This window comes from Archangium sp. (genome assembly GCF_036388035.1).
Classification (GTDB): Bacteria; Myxococcota; Myxococcia; order Myxococcales; family Myxococcaceae; genus Archangium.
The window spans coordinates 1-6,310 of sequence record NZ_DASVSO010000453.1; the positions used below are offsets into that span (position 1 = coordinate 1).

Sequence of the window (6,310 nt, forward strand, 5' to 3'; positions counted from 1 at the left end):
GAACCTGCGCGGAGCCTGGAGCGAGTCCGCCATCCACACTGTCGGGCCCGGACCCATGCGTGCCGCCGTCCGCCGCCGTCCGGCCGGGAGCTCCGGCGAGCACCGACCTCGAACACACGACGGGCTGTCCCTGGAGGAACACCACGCCGCCGCCGCCTCCGCCCCCGGGACCCACCGGAAACGACGTCTCACCGACGTCTCCTCCCGCGCCGCCCGGGGCTTCCACCGCGCCGCACTCCAGCTCCTGCCGGGCGCGGATGGAGATGGCCCCACCCGCTCCGCCACCTCCCGCGCCGTCATCCCTGGCGGTTGGCGGTGGCGTGGCACCGGCCGCGCGGAAGCGCCCCACGCCCCGCACCTCGCCCGCGCGGATGAGCATCAGTCCTCCACCGGCCCCGCCTCCCGTTCCCTCCCCGTTGTTGCCCTCTCCCGCGCCCCCTCCGCCGCCGAAGAGGAGACGCTCATAGGGCGGGTACACCACCGGCGCCCCGCCCAGTCCGCCCACGGCCCGCGCGCCATCGACAGGCGCGGAGCGGCCTCCCATGCCTCCCAGCCCCGCGTGCCCGCCCCCTCCGCCGCCGGCGTTGTGGCAGATGCCGCCTCCACCGCCATTGGCCAGGTTGCCCCGCCCGGAGGCCGTGCCGAAGCGGCCCGCCACCAGGCCCTCCCCTTTGTAGGCCCCACCGCTGGCCACCGGCTCATCCAGGCCGGTGCATCCCGTGAGGTTGGCGTGAGAGAGGAAGTCACCGCCCCGGAAGCCCGCGCCCTCCACGGTGACGAGGCCATCGTTGCGCAGGCGTCCGGTGACCAGCACCGCGAGGATGCCGCCCGTGCCCCCGTCCCAGGGCTCGGCACGCACCGAGGCACCCGTCCGCACCTCCAGCTCGGAGAACTCGGGCACCGCCACCACCTGGGCCCCGTTGCCGGCGTAGCCGTTCAGCAGCGGCGCGGAGAGGCGGAGCTCGCCCGGCGCCACCGAGGCGAGCCGCGCGTACTCGAAGCGTCCCACCGGGCTCCCGTCGAGGTGGAGCGGACGCTGCTCTCCGGAGTCCGGCGCGGGCAGAAGGCCCGTGGACTGGTGGACGAGCACCAGCTCCCCGGCGACGAAGCCCGTGGAGTCCGAGACCGTCAGGAGGCTCGTGCCCACGGCCGCATCGGCGGTGAGGCGCGCATAGCGGTTGAGGACGACGCCCGTGTCCTCGATGCGCCGGGAGCCATTCCTCCCACTCCCCAGTCCGAAGGTATCGGGTTCAGCTCCCGCGCCACCGGCCACGAACAGCCCGAGCAAGACGAAGAGGATCCGCATGAGCCCCGCTTATCCAGAACTTCATGTTTTCACAACAGGAGAGCAGGAGGCAAAAAGCTGAACTTTTTTCAGAAAGGTGGCTTACTTTTTTACAAATGCTCGGCCCGCGGGACAGGTTCGAGGGCTCGGACTGCTGCCCAGAAAACACTGAGGACGCGAAGAAGATCAACGTCTTGCACTACACCTTGCTCCATCCCGGGGAGGAGGACTACGGGTGGCACGCCGCTAGCAATTGTGTCTCCGCCAACAGGATGGGGTCCGGGCCGATCTGTGCGAAGTGGAAGGCGCGGAAGCGGGTGGAAGGGTGGGGTCACATGTTCCGGGTGCTTTCTTCGCGATGAAATCCTCGCTTGCGTTCGCTTGTCCCTGCCAGCCATCCCATTCCGACCCAGGGGACTGCCCCACCCTGGTGCGCGGCCAGGGCGCGGCCCCCAGGACGCCGCTGTACGCCGCACCCTCCCCGCCCCAGGATCCCCTGGTCGGCCAACGCTTCGGCACCTTCCGGATCGTGCGCCAGATCGGGCGCGGCGGCATGGGCGGCGTCTATCTGGCCGAGCATGGCCTCATCCAGAAGCGGGTGGCGGTGAAGGTGCTCCACACGCACCTCGCCGAGGACGCGAAGCTGGTGGCGCGCTTCCTGGCCGAGGCGCGCGGGGCCAGCCGCATCCAGCACGAGAACGTGGTGACGGTCTTCGACCTCGACACGTACGAGGGCCGGCCCTACCTGGTCATGGAGTACCTGGAGGGCATGCACCTGGGCACCTTCGCCCGGGAGCCGTTGGCGCCCGAGCTGGCGGTGGAGCTGCTCGCGCAGGTGTGTGACGCGCTCGGCGCCGCGCATGCCCAGGGCGTCATCCATCGAGACCTCAAGCCGGCCAACGTCTTCGTGCTCCCGCGCGAGGACGGTGGGCACCGGGTGAAGCTGCTGGACTTCGGCATCGCCAAGCACCTCTACTCCTCCGACGAGACGCCCACCCAGTCCGGCGTGCTGCTGGGCACTCCCGAGTTCATGGCACCCGAGCAGTGCGGCGGGGGCGAGGTGGACGCGCGCACGGACCTCTACGCGGCCGGGGTGCTCGGCTATCGCCTCCTCACCGGGCGCAATCCCTTCACCGGGCGCACCGCGGCGGAGGTCCTCATGGCCCATCTCCAGGTCACTCCCCGGCCTGCGCACGAGCTCGCCCCCAAGGTGCCCCCGGCCCTCTCGCGGGTGCTCCAGCGCGCGATGGCGCGGCTGCCAGCGGAGCGCTACCCCAGCGCCGCCGAGTTCAAGGCCGCGCTCCTGTCGGCGGTGAGCCCGGGCGACAAGCGCTCCACCGCCTCGGCCTTCCAGGCCCGGGTCTGCGTGAAGGAGGGCGAGGCCCCCCAGCGGCTCGGCTGCGATCAGGTGGGCCGCACCGGACTCTTCCTGCGCACCGAGACACCGCCACCGCTGCTCACCCGGGTGAAGTTGGTGCTGGAGCTTTCCGGGGGAGAGCTGCCCTGCACCGGCCAGGTGGTGCGACACGTGACGCCCGATCAGGCCCAGGCCTGGGGCATGGTGCCCGGCTTCGGGGTGGAGCTGCTGCAGGTGACTCCCGGCTTCCACGAGACCTTCACCCGCCTGCTGTCCGGTGAGCGGCCGGTGGCCGCGCCGGTGCGCGACAACCCCGAGGCGGAGGCCGTGCTGCGCGACTTCCGCGGCCGGGCCCAGGGCGATCACTACAGCCTGCTCGGCCTGGCGCTCGATGCGTCGCGGGAGCGGGTGCGCGAGGCGGCCCGGCTCGCGCGGCAGACCCTCGAGGCCCTGCTCTCCGGCGCGCTCTCGGCGGAGCAGCGCGTCCAGGTGGAACGGCAGCTCGAGCGCGTCTCCCAGGCCCTCTTCGTCCTGGGCCACCTGGAGCGCCGCGTGGAGTACGACGCCACCCGGCACAACCTGGCCGGCATCATCCGCTGCCTGACCGAGGGGCTCACCGTCTCCCAGATGGAGGAGGCCCGGCAGCGCTTCCTCGCCCGGGAGCGAGGGGCCGAGGCGCGCTCGCTGGTGCAGCTCATGTCGGCCCGCCTGCTGGAGAAGTCGGGCCAGCTCGCCCTGGCGCTCGCCGCCTACGAGCAGGCCCTGCAGGCCGACCCGCTCCACCTCGAGGCCCTGCACGGCTACCGCACCCTGCAGCGCAGGCAGCGGGGCGACACGCGCAGGCCCTCGGGGTCCTGGCCGACGATACGAGGGACCTGAGGCGTCAGTGGACCTCGCCCATATGGGCGTAGGTCTCGCTCTCGATCTGGATGGTGGTGTGATCGATCCCGAAGCGGTCGAAGAGCTCGTGCTTCACCGCCGAGAGGATCTCATCGTTGTTGCAGACCATGGGATCCCGCACCACCAGGTGCGCCGAGAGCGCGTACATCCCGCTGGCGATCGTCCACACGTGCAGGTCGTGCACGTCGCGCACCCCCTGCACCTTCAGCAGCAGCTCCTTCACCACGGACAGGTCCACGTGCGCCGGCACCGCCTCGAGCAGCACGTCCACCGCGTCGCGCACCAGCCGCAGCGCGCCCACGACGATCACCACCGAGATGAGCACCGAGATGAGCGGGTCCACCACGTACCAGCCCGTCAGCCACATCACCCCGGCGCCCACCAGCACGCCCACGCTCGACAGGGCATCGCCCAGCACGTGCAGGAAGGCCCCGCGCACGTTCATCGAGTGTGAGCTGTGCAGGAAGCCCAGCGCTCCGAGGTTCGCCGCCAGGCCGATCAGCGCGACGATGGCCATGGGCCCCAGCCGCACCTCGGTCGGCGAGCGGAAGCGCTCCCAGGCCTCCACGAGGATGACCACGGTGATCCCCACCAGCAGCACCCCGTTGAGGAGCGCGCTGAGGATCTCCATGCGGTAGTAGCCGTACGTCTTCTTCACGTCCGCCGGCTTGCCCGCGAACCAGAGCGCCAGCAGGCTCAACCCGAGCGCGCTGATGTCCGTGAGCATGTGGCCCGCGTCGGCCATCAGGGCCAGGGAGTTGGTGAGGTAGCCCCCCACCGCCTCGGCCACCGCGATGGTGCCGGTGAGCGCCAGGGCAAAGAACAGCCGGTTGCGGTCCTTCCGCCGCTCCTCCTTCATGGAAGGAAGCGGGCGCTTCGCCGGTTTCCCATGGCCGTGGCCATGTCCCCCGCACGCCTCATCGTGGTCATGGTCATGCCCTGCGCCATGGGTGTGAGGAGAGGTAGTCACGAGCGGATGATGTGCGAACGCTCCTCCACGGAGACGCGCCGAGCGGATAGAGTCCAAAAACATCACGGGTTCAAGGTTTTAACCCCTGTTGAACATCCCCAAGGCACGGCAGATGGACCTCGAGAGGCACCAGAACCTGCACACCATCATCATGCTGCGAGAAGTCATCCGCAAGTGGTGGCGGGCGGAGATGCATCTCGTGGATCGCAACGGGATCGTGCTGGATTGGCAGAAGGGCGCGGATATTCCCCCCACGCCCAACGAGGGCTGCCGCCTCTCGCTCACCTCACGAGAGGGCCTGCGGCGCTGCAACCAGTCGGTGCGCCAGCTCCATGAGCAGTTCAAGGCGAACCGGCGGCTGCGCCGCGCGCTCGTGCACCCCTGCCACCTGCAGTTCAGCCTCATCGGCGCCCCGCTCTATGTGAAGGATGAGTACGAGGGCTTCCTCTTCGTGGAGGGCTTCCTGCGCGAGCCGCCCTCGGGCCGGGAGCAGGAGGTGCTCAAGGCGCGCCTGCGCGAGCTGCAGCCGGGCGCCGCGCTGGACGTGGAGCGCGCGGTGGAGCGCCTGCCGGTGCTGGGAGATGCGGACCTGGGCAAGCTGGTGGACCTGCTCGAATACGGCGCCACCGAGCTCGCCGCCCACGAGGCCGAGCGCGTCCGCAAGGAGGAGCGGGGCCTCCAGCCGCTCTCGCCGGGCCAGGGCGAGGACTACCGCTTCGAGAACATCATCGGCCGCTCCGGGCCCATGCAGGAGATCTTCAAGCTGCTGGAGAAGGTGTCCAACTCGGAAGCCACCGTGCTCATCAACGGCGAGTCGGGCACGGGCAAGGAGCTGGTGGCGCGCGCCATCCACGACAACGGCCCCCGGCGCAACGCGCCCTTCGTGGTGCAGAACTGCTCGGCCTTCAACGACAACCTGCTGGAGAGCGCCCTCTTCGGCCACATGCGCGGCGCCTTCACCGGGGCCATGCGCGACAAGAAGGGCCTCTTCGAGGTGGCGGACCGGGGCACCTTCTTCCTGGACGAGGTGGGAGACATGTCCCCCGCCCTGCAGGTGAAGCTGCTGCGCGTGCTGCAGGAGGGCACCTTCCTGCCCGTGGGTGGCACCGAGCCCAAGGAGGTGGACGTGCGCGTCATCGCCGCCACCCACAAGGACCTGGGCGAGCTGGTCAAGCGGGGCGAGTTCCGCGAGGACCTCTTCTACCGCATCAACGTCATCCGCGTGATGCTGCCGCCGCTGCGCGAGCGCCGGGACGACCTGCCCCTGCTGGTGGACCACTTCCTGCGCAAGCACCACCGCGAGGGCCAGCACGTCCGGGGCCTCGCCCCCGAGGCCATGACGCTGCTCGGCTCGTACGCCTGGCCCGGCAACGTGCGTGAGCTGGAGAACGAAATGGAGCGGCTGCTGGTGCTCGGTGGCGATCTGGAATGGCTGCCCGCCGACCTCATCTCCAGCCGTATCCGCGACGCCATCTCCCCGGGAGTCTCACCCCTGCTCACCTCCGCCCGGGCCACCGGCAAGCTGAACGAGGCCGTGGAGACACTGGAGCGCGAGATGATCCAGCAGGGACTGTCTCGGACCGGCAACAACAAGAGCCGGCTTGCCCGAGAGCTTGGCATCAGCCGTTCCAACCTTATCTTGAAGATCGCGAAGTACGGCCTGGACAAGGGACTCCCACCCGAAGCCGAGGCGGACGCGTGATCCCATGAGCCACTATTTCCGGCAGGACTACCTCACCGTGCCCGACGGGGCATCGCTGTACTACCAGGTGCAGGGCGAGGGCGAGCCGGGCATGGT

The 6,310-nt window shown here is 70.0% G+C and carries 4 protein-coding genes; 2 read left to right on the forward strand and 2 right to left on the reverse strand.

The genetic code is table 11. From position 1 onward, the window contains the following. Nucleotides 1–1,306 (reverse strand): adventurous gliding motility protein AgmC (gene agmC, locus VF697_RS18295; protein WP_414641316.1); only part of this gene is annotated, 1,306 nt, incomplete at its 3' end. A gap of 409 nt (nucleotides 1,307–1,715) precedes the next feature. Here agmC and VF697_RS18300 point away from each other — a divergent pair. Beyond that, a complete protein-coding gene (locus tag VF697_RS18300; RefSeq protein ID WP_331096723.1) occupies nucleotides 1,716–3,521 on the forward strand; it encodes a protein kinase domain-containing protein in 1,806 nt (601 codons plus the stop codon). A 4-nt stretch (nucleotides 3,522–3,525) separates the two neighbouring features. Here the strand turns inward: VF697_RS18300 and VF697_RS18305 are convergent, their stop codons facing one another. Beyond that, complete coding sequence (locus tag VF697_RS18305) at nucleotides 3,526–4,512, reverse strand: cation diffusion facilitator family transporter (protein WP_331096724.1); 987 nt, start codon at nucleotides 4,510–4,512, stop codon at nucleotides 3,526–3,528. A 112-nt stretch (nucleotides 4,513–4,624) separates the two neighbouring features. Between VF697_RS18305 and VF697_RS18310 the strand changes: the two genes are divergently transcribed. Beyond that, on the forward strand, nucleotides 4,625–6,214 hold the full coding sequence (locus tag VF697_RS18310) for a sigma 54-interacting transcriptional regulator (RefSeq protein WP_331096726.1): 1,590 nt from the start codon (nucleotides 4,625–4,627) through the stop codon (nucleotides 6,212–6,214). The last annotated feature ends 96 nt before the right edge of the window (nucleotides 6,215–6,310 follow it).

What these genes read in the sequence shown, in the direction of transcription:
- VF697_RS18310 (WP_331096726.1), top strand. Translation starts at nt 4,625, where the DNA reads ATGGACCTCGAGAGGCACCAGAACCTGCACACCATCATCATGCTGCGA.